This window comes from Allobosea thiooxidans (genome assembly GCF_900168195.1).
In the GTDB taxonomy this organism is placed as follows: Bacteria; Pseudomonadota; Alphaproteobacteria; order Rhizobiales; family Beijerinckiaceae; genus Allobosea; species Allobosea thiooxidans.
On sequence record NZ_FUYX01000014.1, the window covers coordinates 15551 to 35504 of the forward strand.

At 68.0% G+C, this 19954-nt stretch carries 17 protein-coding genes; 9 read left to right on the forward strand and 8 right to left on the reverse strand.

Annotated features, from left to right (window positions below; all coding sequences use genetic code 11):
• The first annotated feature begins 8 nt into the window (after positions 1-8).
• Complete coding sequence (locus B5Y19_RS20855; RefSeq protein ID WP_055726228.1) at positions 9-1133, forward strand: zinc-dependent alcohol dehydrogenase family protein; 1125 nt, start codon at positions 9-11, stop codon at positions 1131-1133.
• Between the two features lie 123 nt (positions 1134-1256).
• On the opposite strand, the gene B5Y19_RS20860 is transcribed toward B5Y19_RS20855, so the two are convergent.
• Positions 1257-2690 (reverse strand): aldehyde dehydrogenase family protein, encoded by a 1434-nt coding sequence (locus B5Y19_RS20860; protein ID WP_055726227.1) that lies wholly within the window; start codon positions 2688-2690, stop codon positions 1257-1259.
• A gap of 200 nt (positions 2691-2890) precedes the next feature.
• On the opposite strand from B5Y19_RS20860, the gene B5Y19_RS20865 reads away from it, so the two are divergent.
• Together B5Y19_RS20865 and B5Y19_RS20870 are read left to right on the forward strand one after the other, a co-directional pair.
• The gene (locus B5Y19_RS20865; protein WP_055726226.1) at positions 2891-4030 is read left to right on the forward strand and encodes a CaiB/BaiF CoA transferase family protein; all 1140 of its coding nucleotides are present in this window, start codon (positions 2891-2893) and stop codon (positions 4028-4030) included.
• Between the two features lie 201 nt (positions 4031-4231).
• The gene (locus B5Y19_RS20870; RefSeq protein WP_244555670.1) at positions 4232-5086 is read left to right on the forward strand and encodes an HTD2 family dehydratase; all 855 of its coding nucleotides are present in this window, start codon (positions 4232-4234) and stop codon (positions 5084-5086) included.
• A gap of 7 nt (positions 5087-5093) precedes the next feature.
• Here the strand turns inward: B5Y19_RS20870 and B5Y19_RS20875 are convergent, their stop codons facing one another.
• Positions 5094-5720, reverse strand: a complete 627-nt coding sequence (locus B5Y19_RS20875) for a glutathione S-transferase family protein (RefSeq protein ID WP_055726225.1) — start codon at positions 5718-5720, stop codon at positions 5094-5096.
• 212 nt (positions 5721-5932) lie between these two features.
• On the opposite strand from B5Y19_RS20875, the gene B5Y19_RS20880 reads away from it, so the two are divergent.
• The 4 genes from B5Y19_RS20880 to B5Y19_RS20895 all read left to right on the forward strand — a co-directional run bounded on the left by B5Y19_RS20880 (position 5933) and on the right by B5Y19_RS20895 (position 11949).
• Positions 5933-7888 (forward strand): bifunctional 2',3'-cyclic-nucleotide 2'-phosphodiesterase/3'-nucleotidase, encoded by a 1956-nt coding sequence (locus tag B5Y19_RS20880; RefSeq protein ID WP_055726224.1) that lies wholly within the window; start codon positions 5933-5935, stop codon positions 7886-7888.
• A 126-nt stretch (positions 7889-8014) separates the two neighbouring features.
• Entirely contained in the window at positions 8015-9958 is a 1944-nt protein-coding gene (locus tag B5Y19_RS20885) for a putative bifunctional diguanylate cyclase/phosphodiesterase (protein WP_176168682.1), read from the forward strand.
• Between the two features lie 42 nt (positions 9959-10000).
• Positions 10001-11038, forward strand: a complete 1038-nt coding sequence (locus B5Y19_RS20890; protein ID WP_055726222.1) for an aspartate carbamoyltransferase — start codon at positions 10001-10003, stop codon at positions 11036-11038.
• On the forward strand, positions 11035-11949 hold the full coding sequence (locus tag B5Y19_RS20895) for a DMT family transporter (RefSeq protein ID WP_055726221.1): 915 nt from the start codon (positions 11035-11037) through the stop codon (positions 11947-11949). Before B5Y19_RS20890 ends, B5Y19_RS20895 begins: the two co-directional genes overlap by 4 nt.
• Positions 11950-12009: 60 nt before the next feature.
• Here B5Y19_RS20895 and B5Y19_RS20900 read toward each other — a convergent pair whose 3' ends face one another.
• Positions 12010-12747: an SIMPL domain-containing protein gene (locus B5Y19_RS20900; RefSeq protein WP_079592034.1), complete on the reverse strand. Its 738-nt coding sequence runs from the start codon at positions 12745-12747 to the stop codon at positions 12010-12012.
• A gap of 154 nt (positions 12748-12901) precedes the next feature.
• On the opposite strand from B5Y19_RS20900, the gene B5Y19_RS20905 reads away from it, so the two are divergent.
• A complete protein-coding gene (locus B5Y19_RS20905; RefSeq protein ID WP_055726219.1) occupies positions 12902-13531 on the forward strand; it encodes a hypothetical protein in 630 nt (209 codons plus the stop codon).
• Positions 13532-13539: 8 nt separating this feature from the next.
• Here the strand turns inward: B5Y19_RS20905 and B5Y19_RS20910 are convergent, their stop codons facing one another.
• The 4 genes from B5Y19_RS20910 to ccrA all read right to left on the reverse strand — a co-directional run bounded on the left by B5Y19_RS20910 (position 13540) and on the right by ccrA (position 18422).
• Complete coding sequence (locus B5Y19_RS20910) at positions 13540-15228, reverse strand: acyl-CoA dehydrogenase family protein (protein ID WP_055726218.1); 1689 nt, start codon at positions 15226-15228, stop codon at positions 13540-13542.
• A gap of 95 nt (positions 15229-15323) precedes the next feature.
• Complete coding sequence (locus B5Y19_RS20915) at positions 15324-16202, reverse strand: DMT family transporter (protein ID WP_176168683.1); 879 nt, start codon at positions 16200-16202, stop codon at positions 15324-15326.
• A gap of 111 nt (positions 16203-16313) precedes the next feature.
• Complete coding sequence (locus tag B5Y19_RS20920) at positions 16314-16973, reverse strand: glutathione S-transferase family protein (RefSeq protein WP_055726217.1); 660 nt, start codon at positions 16971-16973, stop codon at positions 16314-16316.
• 177 nt (positions 16974-17150) lie between these two features.
• Positions 17151-18422 carry a crotonyl-CoA carboxylase/reductase gene (gene ccrA / locus B5Y19_RS20925; RefSeq protein WP_055726216.1) on the reverse strand — a complete coding sequence of 424 codons (1272 nt, stop codon included), beginning with the start codon at positions 18420-18422 and terminating at the stop codon, positions 17151-17153.
• A 198-nt stretch (positions 18423-18620) separates the two neighbouring features.
• Here ccrA and B5Y19_RS20930 point away from each other — a divergent pair, with 198 nt between their 5' ends.
• Positions 18621-18923, forward strand: a complete 303-nt coding sequence (locus B5Y19_RS20930; RefSeq protein ID WP_055726215.1) for a hypothetical protein — start codon at positions 18621-18623, stop codon at positions 18921-18923.
• Positions 18924-19061: 138 nt separating this feature from the next.
• Here B5Y19_RS20930 and ubiG read toward each other — a convergent pair whose 3' ends face one another.
• Positions 19062-19835, reverse strand: a complete 774-nt coding sequence (gene ubiG / locus B5Y19_RS20935) for a bifunctional 2-polyprenyl-6-hydroxyphenol methylase/3-demethylubiquinol 3-O-methyltransferase UbiG (protein WP_055726214.1) — start codon at positions 19833-19835, stop codon at positions 19062-19064.
• Positions 19836-19954 lie beyond the last annotated feature (119 nt).

The following is a 19954-nucleotide window of genomic DNA, read 5'->3' on the forward strand; positions in this document are numbered from 1 at the left end:
CTTGCGCCATGAAGATTCGCGCCGCCGTCCTGAACGAAAGCCCGGTCGCCGCGCCCTATGCGCAAAGCCGCCCGCTGCGGATCGAGGAGCTCGACCTCGCCCCGCCCGGCCGCGACGAGGTCCTCGTGAAGATCCGCGCCGCCGGGCTGTGCCATTCCGATCTCTCGGTGATCGACGGCAACCGCCCGCGTCCGGTGCCGATGGTGCTCGGCCATGAGGCCGCGGGCGAGGTCGTCGAGACCGGCGAAGGCGTCGACGACCTGCAGCCCGGCGACCGCGTCGTGATGGTGTTCGTGCCGTCCTGCGGGCATTGCGCCCCTTGCGCGGAGGGCCGCCCTGCCCTCTGCGAGCCCGGCAACGCCGCGAATGGGCGCGGCGAGATGCTGGGCGGCGGGCGCCGGCTCTCGGTCGATGGCCAGCCGGTGCATCATCATATCGGCGTCTCCGCCTTCGCCGAGCATGCGGTGATCTCGCGCCGCTCGCTGGTCAAGATCGAGGCGGATATCCCGCATGAGATCGCAGCTTTGTTCGGCTGCGCCGTGCTGACGGGTGTCGGCGCCGCCGTGAACACGGCGCGGATCAAGGCTGGCGAGACGGTCGCGGTGGTCGGGCTCGGCGGCGTCGGGCTCTCGGCCCTGCTGGGCGCCATCGCTTGCGGCGCCTCGCGGGTGATCGCCGTCGACCTCGCGCAGGATAAGCTCGACCTCGCGCTGGCGCTGGGCGCGACCGATGCCTTCAAGGCCGACGAGCCGGATGTCGTCGAGGCGGTCAGGCAGGCGACCAAGGGCGGCGTCGATCACGGGCTGGAGATGGCCGGCTCGGTCAAGGCGCTCGACCTCGCCTACCAAATCACGCGGCGCGGCGGCACGACCACGACCGCCGGCCTCGCCAACCCCGCCCATACGCTGTCGCTCTCGCCGGTCAGGCTGGTCGCGGAGGAGCGGACGCTGAAAGGGTCCTACGTTGGCTCCTGCGTGCCCTCCCGCGACATCCCGCGCTTCATCGAGCTCTACCAGCGCGGGCGGCTGGCCGTGGACAAGCTCTGGACCAGCTCGGGCAGCCTCGACGAGATCAACGAGGGCTTCGACGCGCTGAACGAAGGCCGCACGATCCGGCACATCGTCAGGATGTAGTCCAGCCGCCGTCATGCTCGGGCTTGCCCCGAGCATCTCTTGAAGGATGAGGCTCCCGCCCCGTCTCGGCCTGAGATTCTCGGGTCGAAGCTGTGCTTCGCCCGAGAATGACGCGATGCGTTCTCAACCGTGCTTGTGCACGATGGTCTTGGTCACCGCGAACTCCTCGAGCGCGATAAAACCCTTCTCGCGGCCATGGCCGCTCTTGCCTGTGCCGCCGAAGGGCAGTTCGATGCCGCCGCCGGCGCCATAGCCGTTGATGAAGACCTGGCCGGCGCGCACGCGCTTCGAGACGCGCTGCTGGCGCCCGCCATCCTTGGTCCAGACCGCGGCGACGAGGCCGTAATCCGTGCCGTTGGCAGCCTTGATCGCATCCTCCTCGTCATCGAAGGGGAAGGCGGCGAGCACCGGGCCGAAGACCTCGTCCTGCTCCAGCCGGTTGCCGCGCGGCACCGGGCCGAACAGCGTCGGCTGGACGTAGAAGCCGCCATTCGGCACGCCCTGGGCGATCTGGCCCTGAGCGATCACCGGGATGCCGGCCTCACGGCTCTGGTCGATGAAGCTCTGGACGCGGCCACGCTGCTTGGCGTTGATGACCGGGCCGCAATCGAGGTCCATCTCCGGCGTGCCGGCCCGGAGCTTGGAGAATTCCCTGGCGACGGCCGAGACGACGTCGTCATAGATCGACTTCTGCACGAGCAGGCGGCTGCCGGCGGAGCAGGTCTGCCCGGTGTTCTGGACGATGGCCTTGCAGGCGATCGGCACCAGCGCGTCGAGATCGGCATCCTCGAAGACGATCTGGGGCGACTTGCCGCCGAGCTCCAGCGTGCAAGGGATGAGATGCTCGGCGCAGGCATGCTGCACCATCTTGCCGACCTCGGGCGAGCCGGTGAAGGACATGAAGCCGATGCCCTGATGCGAGGAGAGCGCCGCGCCCGCCTCATGGCCGCGCCCCGCGACGATGTTGATCGCGCCATCGGGGAAGCCGACCTCGCTGGCGAGCTCCGCGAGGCGGAAGGCGGTGGCACAGGCATCCTCGGCCGGCTTGAGAACGACCGCGTTGCCCATGGCGAGAGAGGCGGTGAGCGAGCGCCCGATCATCTGCGCCGGATAGTTCCAGGGCAGGATATGGCCGGTGACACCATGCGGCTCATGGATGACGCTGACGCTGTAGCCGTTCAGGAAGGGAATGACGTGGCCGTGCACCTTGTCGGCCGCGCCGCCATAAAACTCGAAATAGCGGATCGTGGCGTCGATATCGGCACGGGCCTGGCTCATCGGCTTGCCGGTGTCGCGGGCTTCCAGCTTCGCCAGCTCGTCGAAATGATCCTGCACCTTGAAGGCGAGCTTGGAGATCAGGCGCCCGCGCTCTGCCGCCGTCAGCCGGCCCCAGGCACCGTCGAAGGCGACGCGGGCAGCGGTGACCGCGGCGTCGATGTCGGCGGCGTTGCCGCAAGCGATGCGGGCGAATTCCTCGCCGGTGGCGGGGTTGAGCTTGGCGAGGGTTTCGCCTGTCTGGCCAGCGACATAGCGGCCATTGATGAAATGTTGATTCATGTTCGTTTCCGATCGCTCTGGCCGGTGGCGCCGCCCCGGCGGAATCGCGTGCACGCTGCCGGTTCATGCCTGTCTGCGCAAGGCGGCAGGCGGACGCGCTCCCCCGCAACCGGCGCAGGGCCGGCAGACCAGCATGCATTTGACAGGCCCGACCCGGCGCCGCTTACCTGCCCTTGGCTTCAGAGGAGATCCGAACGGCAATGGCGCAGGCGCTGGAAGGCATCGTGGTCGTCGCGCTGGAGCAGGCCGTGGCCGCTCCGACGGCGAGCTGCAAGCTGGCCGATGCCGGCGCCCGCGTGATCAAGCTGGAACGGCCGGAAGGCGATTTCGCCCGCGGCTATGACGGCTTCGCCAAGGGCCAGTCCTCCTATTTCGTCTGGCTGAATCGCGGCAAGGAATCCTGCCGCGTCGACCTGCGCCGGCCGGAGGATCTGGCGCTCGTCGCGGCGATGATCGCGAAGGCGGATGTGTTCATCCAGAACCTCGCGCCGGGCGCGGCCGAGCGCCTCGGCCTCGGCAGCGCCGCGCTGAGGGAGCGCCACCCACGCCTGATCACCTGCGACATCTCCGGCTATGCGCCCGGCACGCCGCACTATCGGCGCAAGGCCTACGACCTGCTGATCCAGGCGGAGGCCGGCCTCTCCGCCATCACCGGAACGCCCGAATCCGGTCCGTCACGGATCGGCATCTCGATCGCCGACATCGCCACCGGCCAGGCGGCCTATGCCGCCATCCTCGAGGCACTGCTGAAGCGGGCGCGCACCGGTGAAGGCTCGGCGATCGCGCTCTCGCTGTTCGATACGCTGGCCGAGCTGATGAACGTGCCCTACATCACGCGCCGCCATGGCGGCATCGAGCCGGCGCGGATCGGCCTCGCCCATCCATCGATCGCGCCCTATGGCGTTTTCTCGCTGCTCGACGGCGAAGTGCTGATCTCGATCCAGAGTGAGCGGGAGTGGCAAATCTTCGCGCGGGACGTGCTCGAAAGCCCGGAACTGGCCGGCGATGCGCGCTATGCCTCGAACGTCCTGCGCGTCAGCGCACGTGCCGCGCTCGATGGCGAAGTGCAGACGCGGCTGGGCCGCCGCCGCTTCGCCGAGGTCGCCGCGGCGCTCGACCGCCATGCCATCGCCTATGGCACCGTCTCGACGGTCGGCGGGCTGATCGACCATCCGGCGGCGACCGCCCTGCCCGTCCCCACGCCGAAAGGGCCGATCGAGATGCTGGCGCCGCCGGTCCTCGTCGACGGCGCGCGAGCGCCGATGCGCCCGGTGCCGGCGCTGGGCGAACATGACGACGCGCTGCGGGCCGAATTCGGTCGCCAGCCGGCCTTGTCCTGAGAGCGTTCCGAGCCCCTTCCATGCAGCATGCCCGCCATCACTCCGATATCCGCGATGCGATCGGCAGGCTCTGCGCCGGTTCCCCGGCGAATGCCGGTGCAGGTTCGACCGCAAGACGCCGCCGTACCGGGCCGCGCCGGTTTCGCCGGCCATGTGCTCAGCATGCCGAGATCCTACCGACGACCAGCGGGAGCGCCTGATTTGACCATCGACATCGACCACCTGCGGAGCTGGACCAACAGGACGGAGGACGCGCAGGACATCGTGACCCCGCGCCTCGTGCAGAGCTTCGACGCCACCTTCGGCCGGCATCTCGCCCCCCGGGGGCCAGGTGAGGCGCCGCTGGCGCTGCACTGGTGTCTGGCCCCGCCGATCTCGCCGATCGAAGCCTGCGGGCCGGACGGCCACGCGGCCAAGGGCGAATTCCTGCCGCCAGTGCCGCTGCCACGGCGGATGTGGGCCGGCGGGCGGATCGAAACCCTGGCTCCGCTGCGCGAAGGCGACGTGGTGACGCGCCGCTCCTCGATCGGCGAGATCAGCTACAAGGAAGGGCGCAGCGGGCCGCTCTGCTTCGTCGCGGTCCACCACGAATTCATGACCGAGCGCGGCGTGGCGCTGCGCGAGCGGCACGACATCGTCTATCGCGAGGCCGCGAAGCCGGGCACGGCAGCCGTAGCGAACGCACCGCCCGCCGGCACGGGCGAGCCCGCTGATCTGGTCTGGGAGATCGAAGCCAGCCCGCTGCTGCTGTTCCGCTATTCGGCGCTGACCTTCAACGGGCACCGCATCCATTACGATTTCCCCTATGCCACCGGCGTCGAGGGCTATGGCGGGCTCGTCGTCCACGGCCCGATCCAGGCGACGCTGATCGCCAACATCATCGTGACGCTCACCGGGGGAGAGCCGCTCGGGCTCGACTATCGCGGCCTCAGCCCGCTCATTGCCGGCGAAACCTTCCAGGTGAAGGCGAAGCGGCTGGCCGATGGCAGCGTCCGGGGCTGGACCGAGGGCGCCGACGGACGCCTGCGCATGGAAGGTTTCAGCCGGGCGGCCTGAAAGCCGCTCAGGCCGGCGGCGCGAAGGGCTGGGCGATCTCGTGGAAGAGCGGCAGCGCCTCGAGCCGCGCCGCATGGGCCGCCAGCGCGGGGATATCCTCGGCGGCGAGCAGGCCGGGATGGGCCTCCATGATGAAGCGTAGCGTCACCGCCACCGCGATATCGCCATGGTCGATCGCAGCGCCGAACCAGTAGGGCGTGCTCCTGGCGGCGCGGTCCCGCTCGAGCGCGGCGATCGCGGACAGGATCTGGCCGCGGCAACGATCGGCCCAGACCGCCGAGACCACCTCGTGCAGGCGCAGTTCGTAGAACAGGCTCACCGCCTTCTCGGCCGCGCCCATGGCCAGCGCCGTGACGGCCAGGATGCGCCGCCGCTGCGGGCCACTCCGTGGACAGAGCGCCTTCTCCGGCCCGACGAGATCGTCGAGGCAGTCGATGATGCTGTGGCTGTCGTAGAGCGCTTCGCCGTCGTCGAGCACCAGCGTCGGCACCCGCATCAACGGGTTGAGCGCGCGAATCCGCTCGCCCTCGCCGAAGACCGACCAGGGGCGGTGCTCGAAGGAAAGGCCGTAGAGCGCCAGGGTGATGCCGACCCGGCGGACGAAGGGGGAATCGTACTGGCCGATCAGGATCATCACGAACCTCCTTCGTCATGCGGCAGATACCGCGGCGGCGGCATCTTTCCCTTGTCCGAGCCGCGCCGCAATGCTGGGGCGCGATGCCTGCCCGCTTCAGAAAACTCGATCTATCTCTTTGTCAAAACACCAGATTCGCTCCGAGAAGCCGTTTCCCCTTTTCAACCCGATGCGCTACCCTTCCGTTCCTGCGCGGAGAGCGGGAACCGGAGATGGTGCTGGATCACAACCCCAACCGGCGCGAGACCTTGAAGGCCGGAGCCGCGATGGCCGTCAGCGCCGCCCTTCCCAGCGCAGCTGCGGCCCAGGCCCCTGCGCGCCTCAAGCTCAGGGTGCTGGAGACGACCGACCTGCACGTCAATGTCGTGCCCTACGACTATTTCCGGGACGGCCCCGACGACACGGTCGGCCTCGCCAAGACCGCGAGCCTGATCAAGGCGGCGCAGAGCGAGGCGAAGAACAGCCTGCTGTTCGACAATGGCGACTTCCTGCAGGGCTCCTCGCTGGGCGACTACATCGCCTACAAGAAGGGGCTGAAGGCCGGCGAGACCCATCCCATGCTCGCGGCGATGAACGCCCTGCCCTATCTCTGCGGCACGCTCGGCAACCACGAGTTCAACTACGGGCTCGAGTTCCTCGAACACGGCCTCGCCACGGCGGAATTCCCGCTGGTCTGCGCCAATGTCGAGCGCATCAGCGGCTACCCACTGGTCGATCCCTGGCGCCTGTTCGAGCAGAGCTTCGAGGACGAGGCCGGCGCCAAGCATCTGCTCAAGATCGGCGTGATCGGCTTCGTGCCGCCGCAGATCATGCAATGGGACAAGGCGAATCTCGACGGCAAGCTCAGCGCGACCGACATCGTCGACGCGGCCGGGAAGCACCTGCCCGACCTGCTCGACGCCCAGCCCGATCTCGTCATCGCGCTCTGCCATTCCGGCATCGCCGGCGGGGCACGGCGCGGGATGGAGGAGAATGCGGCGCTCCATCTTTCGAAGCTCGAGGGCATCGACGTCATCCTCACGGGGCACCAGCACCTCGTCTTTCCCGGCGGCAAGGCCTTCGACGACATTCCCGGCGTCGACAACGTCAAGGGCGCGCTCAATGGCAAGCCGGCCTGCCAACCCGGCTTCTGGGGCTCGCATCTCGGCATCGTCGACCTCGAACTGGAAAAGCGCGGCGGGCGCTGGGTGGTCGCCGATTTCAAGGTCGAGCCAAAGCCGATCTACGAGCGCACGCCCGACCGCAAGATCGTGCCGAAGGCCGCCGCCGAGCCAGCGATCCTGGCCAGCGTCAAGGCCGACCACGAGGCGACGCTCACCTATATGCGCGAGCCGGTGGGCAGCACCGCCTCGCCGATCCACTCCTACTTCGCGCTGGTGACGGACGACCCTTCGGTCCAGATCGTCGCCGAGGCCCAGATCGCCTATGCTAGGCCGCTGATGGCGCAGACGCGCTGGACGGACCTGCCGATCCTCTCGGCCGCCGCACCGTTCAAATCGGGCGGACGGGCCGGCCCTTCCTTCTACACCGACATCCCGGCAGGACCGCTGGCGCTGAAGAACGTCGCCGACATCTATCTCTACCCGAACACGGTGCAGATCGTCAGGATTCCCGGCGCGGAGGTCCGCGAGTGGCTGGAGCGCTCCGCCGGCATCTTCAATCGCATCGACCCCGCCGGCACCGGGGAGCAGCCGCTGATCAACCCCGGCTTTCCGGCCTTCAACTTCGACGTCATCGACGGCGTGACCTACCGGATCGACGTCACGCAGCCCTCGCGCTACGACAATGACGGCAAGCTCGTCGCCCCGGACTCCCGCCGCATCCGCGATCTCGCCTTCGCCGGGCAGCCGATCGACGAGGCCGCCGACTTCCTCGTCGTCACCAACAACTACCGCGCATCCGGAGGCGGCAATTTCCCGGGCACCAAGACGACCGTGGTCCTCGCGGCCCCTGACCTGAACCGCGACGTGATCGTGCGCCATATCGTCGGCAGGAAGGCGATCGAGCCGAAAGCGGATGGCAACTGGTCCCTGGCGCCGCTGCCGGCCGGCCTCGAGGTCACGTTCCTGACCTCGCCGGCCGCCGTCGGCAAGCTGCCCGCGGGGCTCAGGGCGGAGCCGGCGGGCGACGGGCCCGACGGCTTCGCCAGATACCGCCTCCTGGCCTGACCTGGAAGGGTATGGCTTCGTCCACGATTCGTCGGCGAAACCGCGGGACGAACACACGTTTCCTTAAGGGATTTTTATCGAGACTGGCCCGCGCTGGCGTAATTCATGCGCCATAGGGCGGGCCCGATGATCGTCGATGTTCACGAGCGCAACATCTCGATGAAGTCCGAGTTGGTTGCGGCGCTCTACGCCACGCCGGGGACGATCCAGATCGGCACGGTGACCGTAGCCATGGTGATGATCGCCGCGGGGTTCCTGACCGGCGGCGACCCAGCCTTCTACGCGATGGCCGCGACGATGGTCGCGATCGGCGGCTTCCGCCATCTCGCCCACCGGCACTACCAATCGATCCGCCTCGCCTCCGCCGGCACCCGCGACATCGAGCGGCTCGAAAACCTCGCCATGGCCGGAGCCTGGTCGACCGCCGCCCTGGTCGCCGCGTTCGGCTCCTATGCGGTGCTGCGCTATACCTACGAACCTGTGGCCGTGCTGGCGATCGCCCAGACGATCGGCTACCTCGCCGGCATATCCGGGCGCAACAGCTCGCGCCCGGTGATCACGCGCGTCCAGGTCCTGCTGGCGGCGACGCCCTTCATGCTGGCCCTGCTCTGGACGCGGGATCCGGCCTATCTGCTGATCGGGCTCTCGGTCGCGCTCACCGCGGTCCTGACCTTCTCCAGCGCCCGCGTGATCCACCAGATCTTCCTGGCGCGGCTGCGGACCATGCGCGAGCTGGAGCATCTCGCGGTCAACGACACCATCACCAGCCTCTACAACCGCCGCGGCTTCATGCGCGAGATCAGGGCCGTGGCCGCGGCCGGACGGCCGGTGACGCTAATCTCGATCGACATCGACCGCTTCAAGGGCATCAATGACAGCTTCGGCCATGATGTCGGCGATGCGCTGCTGCGGGCGGTGAGCGAGACGCTGCTGGCCGAGATCGGCCCCGGCGACATCGCCGCACGCACCGGCGGCGACGAATTCATGGTGGCCACACCCCGCCCGATCGACGAGGCGAGCGCGCTCGCCGCGCGCCTGGTCATGCTGCTCGCCAGCCAGCGCATCATCGGTGGACGCCACGTCACGGCCACCGCCAGCATGGGCATCGCGCCGGCCGGCTGCGCCCCCTCGATCGAGGAAGCGCTGAAATGCGTCGACATCGCACTCTACCGCGCCAAGCTCGACGGCAGGAACCGCTTCGTCATGTACAGCGCCGCCATCCGCGACGATCACGAGGACGGCCTGGCGCTCGAGACCGAGCTGCGCGAGGCGATCCGCCACGGCGAATTCGAGCTGCAGTTCCAGCCGATCTACAATCCCCGCTCCGGCACGGCGACGCTGGCCGAGGCGCTGCTGCGCTGGCGCCATCCACGCCGCGGCACGGTGAGCCCCGAAATCTTCATCCCGCTGGCCGAGCGAACCGGCCTGATCACCGTGCTCGGCTCCTGGGCCCTCGGCGAGGCGATCCGGACCGCGCTGTCCTGGCCGCGCAGCGTTGGCGTCAGCGTCAACGTCTCGGCCCGCCAGTTCGACCACGGCCACGACATCGTCGGCCTCGTCGAGGCGCTGCTGCGGATGAGCGGGCTCGAACCGCATCGGCTGACCATCGAGATCACCGAAAGCTCGCTGATCGACGACCCCGACCGTGTCGTCGCCCGCCTTGTCGCGCTGCGGGCGCTCGGCGTGCGGATCGCGCTCGACGATTTCGGGACGGGCTACTCCTCGCTCAGCTATCTCGCGCATCTGCCGATCGACACGATCAAGATCGACCAGGCCTTCACCCAGGAGATCGGCACCTCGCGCAAGGCGGATTCGCTGATGAACGCGATCACCCAGCTCGCGCATGACCTGAAGCTGCGCCTGATCGTCGAGGGCGTCGAGACGCAGGAACAGCTTCAGGTCATTGAAAAGCACGCCGTCCACGGCATTCAGGGCTTCGTTTTCGCCCAGCCGATGACAGCGGACGAATTGCTGCCCATGATCGGCAATCGCGTGGCGACGGGACGGACGAGAGCGGCACGCTCCCGCTCCGGCTCGCGCAAATCGGACCGCTTCAGTCAGGTCGCCTGAAACGCTCCGGTCGCAGAAGCCCGTGCGAGCCGGAGGCCTTGGATGCAGCGCCCGAACTATCCAAGCGGGAAGGATCTGCTGAGCGCCGACGCCGTGTCGCGCTTCGACCTCGACGACATCATGGAACGCGCCGAACGACATCTGCGCGAGGAAGAGATGGAGAAGGCGGGCCACGCCCTTCCCGAACCGCCGGCGCCGCGCCGGCGGCCGAAAGTGATCGCGACACTGTTCGACCAGCGCAGCACGCGCACGCGGCTCGGCTTTCAGGCTGCCGCGGCGCGCCTCGGCCACCAGTCGATCGACGCCTATGACACCGATCGCAACCGGATCGGCCAGACGACCGGCGAATCGATCGAGGACCATATCCACACCGTCGAGCTCTACAGCGACCTCCTCGTGGTGCGCTCGCATATGGAGGACCTGCCCTATCGCGTCGGGCGGCTGAGCTATCTGCCGGTCATCAATGCCGGCAACGGCGCCGACGAGCACCCGAGCCAGGCGCTGGTCGACATCTTCGCCATCCGCCAGATGCGCGGGCCGATCGAGACGCTCGGCATCGCGCTCTCCAGCGACACGCGGGCGCGCTTCGCGATCTCCTTCGTCAAGATGCTGAAGCTCTCGCCGCCGAAGCGCTTCACCCTGTGCTGCCTGCCGGACGCGCCGCTCAACCCGGCGATGCGCGAGGCGATGACCGTCCTCGCCAATCTCGGCACCGCGATCGGCATCGTCCACGACATCCGCCAGACGCTCGACCACGACGTGCTCAGCATCCAGATGCAGGATATGAGCAAATTCGCCCATGCCGCGCTCGGCAACGAGGCCGTCGACAAGGAAAAGGAAAGCGAACCCTTCACCCTCACAGCCCGCAAAATCCTGGATGCCCGCTCGGACACGCTGATCCTCAATCCCCTTCCGCGCTTCTCGGAGCTCGATACCTCATGCGACAGCCTCCCGAACGCAGGCTATTTCCGTCAGGTCCAGCTCTCGGTGCCGATGCGGATGGCCATTCTCGAGCGCATGCTGCTCGGCATACCCTGGACCGGGCAGGCCGACAGTTTCCCGCCTTCCTCGGGTGGATGAGCCTCTACCTCGCCTCCTATCTCGCCATCGCCCTCTCGATCCGCCTGCTCTCGGGATATCTGACCGTCATCGAGATCGGCCTGCTGCGTTCGGTCGGCAGCCTCGCCATCGCCGGCTCGGTCGCCTGGACGAGCGGGGCCACGGAACGACGCAGCTTCATTCCACGCAGTCTGCGCGACGACGTCATCCGGAGCGTCCTGCATCTCATCGGCTCGCTCGCCCTGATCTGGAGCCTGGCGCATCTGCCGCTCGCGGTCGTCACCACGATCGAGTTCACCGGCCCGCTCTTCGCCGCCGCGCTCATCTTCCTGGCGCTCCGGCGCAAGCCGGCGGCGGGGTCGGCCCTCGGCCTCACCATACTGACGGCGGGGATCGGCCTGCTGTTGCTCCGGCTCGACGCCGTACCCAACCGCGACATCGTCGTGGCACTGGGCGCCGTCGCGATGCTGACGACGACCAATCTGATGCTGGCAAAGCTGGCGGCGCAGCGCGGCACGCTCTCGATCGTGCTGCTCATGCACGCGATCCAGCTGCCGCTCTACCTGTTGCTGTGGCTGCTGGTGCCGGACCATTGGTCCGCGCCGCCACAGCCCTATCGGCTCGCCTTCCCCGCGCCGGAATTCGCGATCATCGGCGGGGCGGTGTTCGCCCTGATCGTCGGGGGCTTCGTCTCGCAGGCGGTGCTCGCCAATGCGTCGCGCCACGGCACGCCGCTGCAGCTCTGCAGCGCCGACACGCTGCGCGTGCCGCTGATCACGCTGGCGGCCTATCTCGCCCTAGCGGAATGGCCGCCGCAGGACCTGCTTCTGCCCGGGCTGGTGGTCTTGTGCGGCGTCATCCTCACGAGCCTGCCGCAGCCGGCAGGCTCGCGGATCCGTTCCGATCAGCTCGCGCCGCAAGCCGATCGGTAGGGGTGTCCGGGCTCCCGGAGGACGCGCCGGACCAAGCGCGCCGGAGCGGTGCCTTCCCGATCAGGGAGCGATCTCGAAGACCACGTTGACCTGCGTGCGGTAGGTGTTCTCGCCGCTCGCCAGCGGAACCGCTGCATCGCTCGCCGCCATCCGCATCGGCCCGCCATAGGGCATCGGCCGCGGCATGATCGACTGCTCCTCGATCGACAGGATCTTGCCGAGCTTGATATCGGCCGCCTCCGCCAGGGTCTTTGCCCGGGCGACCGCATCGGCGACGGCGAGCTTGCGCGCCTCGGTCAGGGTCGGCTTGAGATCATCCTTCAGGAAGACGATCCCGCCACCCTGGTTGACGCCCAGGCTGACCGCCTTGTCGAGGATGGCGCCGGCATCGCCGAGCTTGCGGACGCGCACGGTCACGGCGTTGCTGACGGTGTAGCCGATGATCTTCGGCTCGACATTGCGCTCCTTGCCCGGCTGGGCGAAGCGCGGCTGGATGCTGAGACCCGAGGTTTGCAGGTCGCGCTCGGCGACCCCTGCTTCCTTGAGCGCCGCCAGAACCTGCTTCATCGCCTCGCTGTTGGCGGAGAGCGCCGCACGCGCCGTCTCGCCCTCGCGCAGCACGGTGAGGTTGAGGATCGCCATGTCCGGAGCGACTCCGACCTCGCCCTCGCCGATCACGCTGATGCGCGGCGACGGCTGGCCGACCGGGTTCTGCTGAGCCGATGCGGGAGCGGAAAGCAGCGCAGCCGCGCCGACCAGAACGGTTCCGGCCAGGGTGAGGACAAGGCGGTTCGACATGGTGACTCCTGTTGGCACCTGGCCTCCAGCGGCCGGGAATGCCGCATCGGAACCGGGACATCTTGTCGAAATTATCACGGCGGCGCTGCCAGAGGGCCGCACACGGCTTGCCGCTGCCCGACCGACAGACCATCATCCTGCGAAAAGGGCCGCCATGTCCAAGACCTTATTCACCGCTGCGGCGCTTCTCATCGGACTTGCCGGGCAAGGAGCGCTGGCGGCAGGATCCGAACTGCTCGGCTGCCGCGGCCCCTTCGCGAAAGGCGCCAGCGCAGCGACGCTCGTCGCCGCCTTCGGCGCCGCCAATGTCGCGCATGAGGATCTCGATGTCGGTGAAGGCTTCACCGAGCCGGGCACGGTGATCTTCAAGAATGACGGGAAGCGGCGGATCGAGGTGTTCTGGCACGACAGCGAGACGCGCCGCCGCCCCAGCCGCATCATCGTACGAGAGCCTTCGACCTGGCGTGTCGCGGTGTCGGGCGACGGCAGCGCGACTCTGGGAATCGGCTCCGAGCTGGCGACGGTAGAGGCCGCCAATCGCAAGCCCTTCACGCTCAACGGCTTCGGCTGGGACGGGGCCGGCTATGTCGGCGAGTGGAGTGGCGGCCGGCTGGCGAAGCTCGATGGAGGATGCAGCCTTTCGCTGCGTTTCGGCCCCTCCCCGCAGGCAAAGCCCGTCGCCCTGTCGAAGGTCTCGGGCGACAAGCCCTTCGCTTCGAACGCCCCCGGAATGCGGGCGGTGAGGCCGCGCATCGAGCAGATTTCGCTGGGCTGGCCGCAGTAGCGACCCGGCTATTCCTCGACCAAACGGCGCGCGATGACCTGCGCCTGGATCTCGGCCGCGCCCTCGAAGATGTTGAGGATGCGCGCGTCGCAGAGCACGCGGCTGACCGGATATTCCAGCGCGAAGCCGTTGCCGCCATGGATCTGCAAGGCGTTGTCGGCCGCCGCCCAGGCGACGCGGGCGCCGAGCAGCTTGGCCATGCCGGCCTCGAGATCGCAGCGCCGCTCGGCATCCTTCTCGCGGGCGGCGAAATAGGTGAGCTGGCGGGCGATCAGGATCTCGGCAGCCATCATCGCGAGCTTGTCGGCGACGCGCGGGAAGGCGATCAGCTTCTTGCCGAACTGGATGCGCTCCTGTGCGTAGCGCAAGCCGAGGTCGAAGGCCGATTGCGCCACGCCGATGGCGCGCGCCGCGGTCTGGATGCGCGCTGCCTCGAAGGTCTGCATCAGCTGCTTGAAGCCCTGCCCCGGCACGCCGCCGAGCAGGTTTTCGCCCTTCACCTCGAAGCCATCGAAGGCGAGCTCGTATTCCTTCATGCCGCGATAGCCGAGCACCTCGATCTCGCCACCGGTCAGGCCATCGACCGGGAACGGCTCCTCCTCGGTGCCGCGCGGCTTCTCGGCGATCAACATCGAGAGCCCCTTGTAGCCGGGCTCCGACGGATCGGTGCGGACGAGCAGCGTCATGATGTCGGCCCGGACGGGATGGGTGATCCAGGTCTTGTTGCCATAGACCTTCCAGACCGCGTCGCCCCCCTCGCCTTCCTTCACCGCCTTGGTGCGCAGCGAGGCGAGGTCCGAGCCGGTATTCGGCTCGGTGAAGACGGCGGTCGGCAGCACCTCGCCGGAGGCGATCTTCGGCAGCCATTTCTCCTTCTGCTCCGGCGTGCCACCGCAGAGGATCAGTTCGGCCGCGATCTCGGAGCGGGTGCCGAGCGAGCCGACGCCGATATAGCCGCGCGACAATTCCTCCGAGACGACGCACATCGAGACCTTCGACAGCCCCATGCCGCCGAAATCCTCGGGAATGGTAAGGCCGAAGACGCCGAGCTCGGCCATCTTCTCGACGACGGGCAGCGGAATATAGTCGTTGGCGAGGTGCCATTCATGGGCGTGCGGCGTCACTTCCGCGGCGCAGAAGCGGCGCATCTCGGAGCGGATCGCCTCCAGCGTCTCGTCGAGGCCGGGATCGCCGACGCTGTGGGAACCATCGCTCTGGCTGAAGAGGGCGACGAAGCGGGCGCGGTTCTCCGGCGTGTTGCCCTCGGCGATCAGCGCCTCGGCGGCATCGGTGCGGGCGGCGGCGATCGCCTTCTGCGACAGGCCGAGCGCCGGCAGCCTGACGATCTCGCCCTGGCTCATCGGGATGCCGCCGAAGATCTGGGCGGCATATTCGCCCGCGCCGATGCGCAGCGCAAAGTCCTCGACGGCACCGTAGCGCCCCTCGGCGTGAAGGCGCTCGCCATAGGCCGCAAGCTCGCGCAACGCCGTGACATAGGTCGCGAGCCAGGACAGGCCATGGGCGGCATGCTGCTCGGCCTCGAGCCGAGCCGACGAAATCCGGCCGTCGACGAGCACCTTCTGCCGCACTGCGGCAACCGCGGCCTCGAACAGCGCCTCGAAGCCCGGCAGAGCTGCCGCGATCAGTTCGGCCGCATTGGCCTGATGCTTCGATTTGGCTGCATTATCGGCGTTCATTGTCTCGGCCTCCCTTTGTTGCGACGCAGCATAAGAGGAGTTCCGCGGAAACCGAAACCCTCCTTTCTGCGGAGGCGACGGAACGGATCGTCGGCCTATTTCCTGCTGGCCAGGACGACGCCGAGGATCGTCACCGCCATGCCGCCGATCTGCAGCGGCGTCAGCATCTCGCCGAAGAGAAGCCAGGCCTCGAGCGCAACGAGCGCCGGCACGAGGTAGAGGAAAGTGGCGATGCGCGAGACCTCGCCGCGGCGGATCATGAACAGATAGAGCCAGATGCTGCCGATCGAGAGCACGATGACCGACCAGGCCAGCACGAGCAGCATGGTCAGGTTCCATTCGATCCGCATCGGCTCGAAGGCGACGGCGAAAGGCAGCACGACGAGGGCCGCGGCGACGTACTGGATCGCCGTCATCGTCCGCAGATCGCCGGAGATCACGCGCGCCTTCTGGTAGAAGGTGCCGAAGGTGACCGCGAACATGCCGCCGATATTGATCAGCATCGGGACGAGCACGCCCCAGAGCGCGGCCGGCTCGACGCCGCTGAGCTGCGGCTGGAGCACCAGCGCGATGCCGAGGAAGCCGCAGGCGATGCCCAGCCAGCGGATGCCGGAAATGCGCTCGCCCACGATGACCGGCGCGAACAGCGCCGTAAGGATCGGCTGGAGCCCCGCGATCAGGCCGGAGATGCCGGCCGGCAAGCCGTGGCGCACCGCCCACCAGACGCCGGCGAGGTAGATACCGTGCAGCAGGATGCCGGTGATGGCGACGTCCAGCACGGCGCGGCGCCCGCTCGGCCAGGGCGCGCCGGTCGCCAAGGCAATCAGCACGAGCAGCGTGGCCGCGCAGGCGAAGCGCACGACCAGGAAGGTCAGCGCATCGGCATGTCGCGCCGAGTAGCCCGCCACCACCCAGCCCGTGGACCAGAGGAAGACGAAGACGAGCGGCATCGCGCGCAGGAGCAGAGACGGCATGAAGACCCGCGGAGGCAATCGGCAACGGCCGTCTCTAGCCCGGTTCATGCCATCGCGACAGCGCATCGGCGCGGTCGGGCCATGCCCTGTGCGCCCTGTCGCGGGCGGAGCTCAATCGCGATCCGGCGCGCCCGGCGGGAAATAGTGGCGATAGGGCCGCGCTTCCTCGACCGCCCGCGCGAAGGAGGGCCGCGCCAGCAAACGCGCGCGATAGGCCAGGGCATGAGGAAAGGCGGCGCCGATCTCGTGCACCCAGTCGGCGTAGAACAGGGCCGGCGCGGCGGCGCAGTCGGCCAAGCTGAACGCGCCGCCAGCGGCCCATTCGCGCCCTGCCATCGCGCCGTCGAGCCAGCGATAGGAATCGTCGAGCTGCGCCTTCGCCCGGGCGACGCCGTAGGGGTCGCGCGCATCGGCCGGCCGCAGATGATCGAACACGATCGTCTGCATCGGTGTCATGATGTAATTGTCGAAGAAACGATCCATCATGCGCGTGCCGAGCGCTGCCTTCGGATCAGCCGGCAGCAGCCTGGCCGTGCCGGGGTGGAACAGATCGAGATGCTCGATGATGACGCTCGATTCGAGCACCGGATGCTCGCCGTCGACGAGAACCGGCATGCGCTTCAGCGGCCAGAGCCTGGCCCATTCGGCGCCGGCCTCCGGGTCTTCCTGCTCGAGAACGCGATAGGTGAAGGCCGTGCCGTTCTCGTAGAGCGCGGTCAGCACCTTCTGGCAGTAGGACGAGAACGGGTGAGCATACAGCGTCAGCGACACGGCTTCCTCCTGACTGATCCTATTTTGCAATCAGTCAGTAGAGAATCCGCTTTCAAATTGCAAGCAGATCGAAGGATGCTCCGCCTGACGTGACCCCGGGCCGAGGCAGAGCCCTATCGCTCGCTTCGGACAGGCCACGTCAGCAGCGGCCCGACCCGAGATGACAGGCCAGGAACCTCACCGCCCCAGCGCCTCGGCGACATCCTCATAAGTCCTGAGGCCCGTGCGCGGCGCGTAGACCAGCACGGACATGTTGCCCGGCGCATGCTCGTTCTTCCACATCTTGTGGTGGGCAAGCGGGATCTTGTCCCAGGGGAAGACCTCGGACATGCAAGGGTCGATGCGCCGGTCGAGCACGAACTGGTTGGCGGCGCTCGCCTGCTTGAGATGGGCGAAGTGCGAACCCTGGATGCGCTTCTGCCGCATCCAGACATAGCGGGCGTCGAAGGTGATGTTGAAGCCCGAGGTGCCGGCGCAGAACACCACCATGCCGCCGCGCTTGGCGACGAGGCAGGAGACCGGGAAGGTCGCCTCGCCGGGATGCTCGAAGACGATGTCGACATCCTTCTTGCCGGTGATGTCCCAGATCGCCTTGCCGAACTTGCGGGCCTCCTTGGTCCATTCGGCATATTCCGGCGAATTCACCTTGGGCATCTGGCCCCAGCAGTTGAAATCCTTGCGGTTGATGACGCCCTTGGCGCCGAGGCCAAGCACGTAGTCGCGCTTGGTCTCGTCGGAGATCACGCCGATGGCGTTGGCGCCGGAGGCAGCGCAGAGCTGGACGCCGAAAACGCCGAGGCCGCCCGAGGCGCCCCAGACGAGGACGTTGTCGCCGGGCTTGATGCTGTGCGGGGCATGGCCGAAGAGCATGCGATAGGCCGTCGCCAGCGTCAGCGTGTAGCAGGCGGCCTCCTCCCAGGCGAGGTGCCGGGGCTTCAGCATCAGCTGGCGCGACTGCACCCGGCAGAACTGGGCAAAGGAGCCGTCCGGCGTCTCATAGCCCCAGATGCGCTGGCTGGCCGAGAACATCGGATCGCCGCCATTGCACTCCTCGTCGTCGCCATCGTCCTGATTGCAATGGACGATGACCTCGTCGCCGACCTTCCAGCGCTTCACCTTGGAGCCGACGGCCCAGACGATGCCGGCACAGTCGGAGCCGGCGACGTGGAACGGCGCCTTATGGACGTCGAAGGGCGAGATCGGCTGGCCGAGCCCGGCCCAGATGCCGTTGTAGTTGACCCCGCCTGCCATCACGAGGAGCAGCACCTCCTCCTCGCCGATCGTCCAGGTCGGCACGACCTCGACCTGGAAGCTCTCCTGCGGTGGCCCGTGGCGCTCACGCCGGATCGCCCAGGCATACATCTTCTCCGGGACATGGCCGAGCGGCGGCAATTCGTCGAGCTCGTAGAGATCCTTGAGGGGCTTCACGGCGGCCTGCGACGTCGACATGGTCGTCCTCCCTGCTCATCCGTCCGTCACGATGCCGAAAGCATCGCGGGCGGGTTTGGATGCCGATCATGCACCATATGCTGCGCTGCGCCATTAACCTAAGGAATCACGCCGCACTGCAAAACAACGCCGCCGGGCGCTTGCGGTTTCTTCATCGTTCGGCGCCATGCTGACCGCCGGCGCGACGAGGAGGACGAGATGCGCAGCCTGCTGATGATGGTCGGCGTGCCGGACCTGCCGTTCTTCTCGCTCATCCTCGTGGTGGCGATGATCGTGCTCGCCGTGCTGATGTTCGGCTGGATCGCGGACCTGCTTCTCGGCGATGGCGGCTTCGGCACCCTGCTCAATGCCGGCCTCCTCCTGGTCGGCGGCTTTCTCGGCGCCTTTCTCTGGCACCGCTACGGCATTCCCACGAAGCTCGACCCGAGCGTGCTGCGCGCGGCGATCGCAGCCGGCTCGGGGTTGGTGCTGCTCGTGGTCGCGGCCGTGTTCCGTCCTTGAGAGGCGCCGACGGCCGCTCTCATGCAGCAACGGACAAGGGCGAGCGAGAAGCCCGCGCCGAAAAGCCCTGACCGATGACGGGCTTGGCAGCCGCGATCGGTCTCGATCAGCGCGAAGCCGTGAACTGTCTGCTGCGCTTTACAGCCCGGCTTGCGGTGCCGGCCGCGCGCTGGCGGCGAGCATGTAGTTCACGTCCATGTCGCGGGCGGCGACCCAGCGGCCGGTCAGCGGATTGAAGACGACGCCGGTCTGCGTCCCGATCGTGAAGCCATTGCCCGCGATCGCGCCGCAGAGCTCGTCCGGCGTCACGAACTTCTCCCAGTCATGCGTGCCTTTCGGCAGCCAGCGCAGCACGTATTCGGCGCCGACGATGGCGAGCGCATAGGATTTCAGCGTGCGGTTGATCGTCGCCATGACGAGCAGGCCGTCGGGCTTCACCGCCGCGCAGCAGGCGGCGACGAAGGCCTCGACATCGGCGACATGCTCGACGACCTCCATCGCCAGCACGATGTCGAAGCGCCTGCCGGAAGCGACCACCGCCTCGATCGTCTCCTCGCGATAATCGATGGCGAGGCCGCCCTTCTCGGCATGGGCCCGTGCGACGGCGATGTTGGTCGGCGCCGGGTCGAGCCCGGTCACCTCTGCGCCGAGCCGGGCCAGGGGCTCGGACAGCACGCCGCCGCCGCAGCCGATATCGACGAGACTCAGGCCCTGGAGCGAGCGCATCTGCCTCGGGTCACGTCCGAAATGCGCGCAGGCCTCGTCGCGGACGAAGGCGAGCCGGACGGGATTGAACTTGTGCAGGACGGCCATCGGCCCTTTCGGATCCCACCAGTCGCGCGCGATCGCATCGAAACGCGCGACCTCGGCCGGATCGATCGTCGAGCCCGTGCGTTCAGCCGCAGCCGCCATGAAGCCGTCCCTCGTTTATGCGATGCCGCATTGACACCGCGTCTGCCGCCCGTCATCTACACCCGCCCCGCCGACAGCGCGAGGGCGACGTTTCGACCCGGCCTCGCCGCCGGGGACAG